The organism is Corynebacterium sp. CCUG 61414, from assembly GCF_024453945.1.
Classification (GTDB): Bacteria; Actinomycetota; Actinomycetes; order Mycobacteriales; family Mycobacteriaceae; genus Corynebacterium; species Corynebacterium pseudogenitalium.
In genome coordinates, this window is record NZ_JAGPYU010000036.1 from 1 (window position 1) to 1,625 (window position 1,625).

The following is a 1,625-nucleotide window of genomic DNA, read 5'->3' on the forward strand; positions in this document are numbered from 1 at the left end:
GGCTTTTCACGGCCTTGTTTCTTTCTGAAATAGTTTTTGTGGAGAGTTTGATCCTGGCTCAGGATGAACGCTGGCGGCGTGCTTAACACATGCAAGTCGAACGGAAAGGCCAGTGCTTGCACTGGTACTCGAGTGGCGAACGGGTGAGTAACACGTGGGTGATCTGCCCTGTACTTCGGGATAAGCTTGGGAAACTGGGTCTAATACCGGATAGGACAACTTTTTGGATATTGTTGTGGAAAGCTTTTGCGGTATGGGATGAGCTCGCGGCCTATCAGCTTGTTGGTGGGGTAATGGCCTACCAAGGCGTCGACGGGTAGCCGGCCTGAGAGGGTGTACGGCCACATTGGGACTGAGATACGGCCCAGACTCCTACGGGAGGCAGCAGTGGGGAATATTGCACAATGGGCGCAAGCCTGATGCAGCGACGCCGCGTGGGGGATGAAGGCCTTCGGGTTGTAAACTCCTTTCGCTAGGGACGAAGCATTTTTGTGACGGTACCTGGAGAAGAAGCACCGGCTAACTACGTGCCAGCAGCCGCGGTAATACGTAGGGTGCGAGCGTTGTCCGGAATTACTGGGCGTAAAGAGCTCGTAGGTGGTTTGTCGCGTCGTTTGTGTAAGTCCACAGCTTAACTGTGGGACTGCAGGCGATACGGGCATAACTTGAGTGCTGTAGGGGAGACTGGAATTCCTGGTGTAGCGGTGAAATGCGCAGATATCAGGAGGAACACCGATGGCGAAGGCAGGTCTCTGGGCAGTAACTGACGCTGAGGAGCGAAAGCATGGGTAGCGAACAGGATTAGATACCCTGGTAGTCCATGCCGTAAACGGTGGGCGCTAGGTGTGAGTCCCTTCCACGGGATTTGTGCCGTAGCTAACGCATTAAGCGCCCCGCCTGGGGAGTACGGCCGCAAGGCTAAAACTCAAAGGAATTGACGGGGGCCCGCACAAGCGGCGGAGCATGTGGATTAATTCGATGCAACGCGAAGAACCTTACCTGGGCTTGACATGTAGCGGATCGCCGCAGAGATGTGGTTTCCCTTGTGGTCGCTATACAGGTGGTGCATGGTTGTCGTCAGCTCGTGTCGTGAGATGTTGGGTTAAGTCCCGCAACGAGCGCAACCCTTGTCTTATGTTGCCAGCACGTAATGGTGGGGACTCATGAGAGACTGCCGGGGTTAACTCGGAGGAAGGTGGGGATGACGTCAAATCATCATGCCCCTTATGTCCAGGGCTTCACACATGCTACAATGGTCGGTACAGCGCGTTTGCTACCTTGTGAGGGGATGCTAATCGCACAAAGCCGGCCTTAGTTCGGATTGGGGTCTGCAACTCGACCCCATGAAGTCGGAGTCGCTAGTAATCGCAGATCAGCAACGCTGCGGTGAATACGTTCCCGGGCCTTGTACACACCGCCCGTCACGTCATGAAAGTTGGTAACACCCGAAGCCAGTGGCCTGTCATGGGAGCTGTCGAAGGTGGGATCGGCGATTGGGACGAAGTCGTAACAAGGTAGCCGTACCGGAAGGTGCGGCTGGATCACCTCCTTTCTAAGGAGTTTTTTATTGTGGCTCACAGTTGTGGGCTTGTTTGTTGGTTGAGTCACCGTGGGTGTGGCTGCCA

At 55.1% G+C, this 1,625-nt stretch carries 1 rRNA gene; it reads left to right on the forward strand.

What is annotated here, in order from left to right:
• Positions 1–35 precede the first annotated feature (35 nt).
• Positions 36–1,552 (forward strand): 16S ribosomal RNA (locus KBX14_RS11135).
• Positions 1,553–1,625 lie beyond the last annotated feature (73 nt).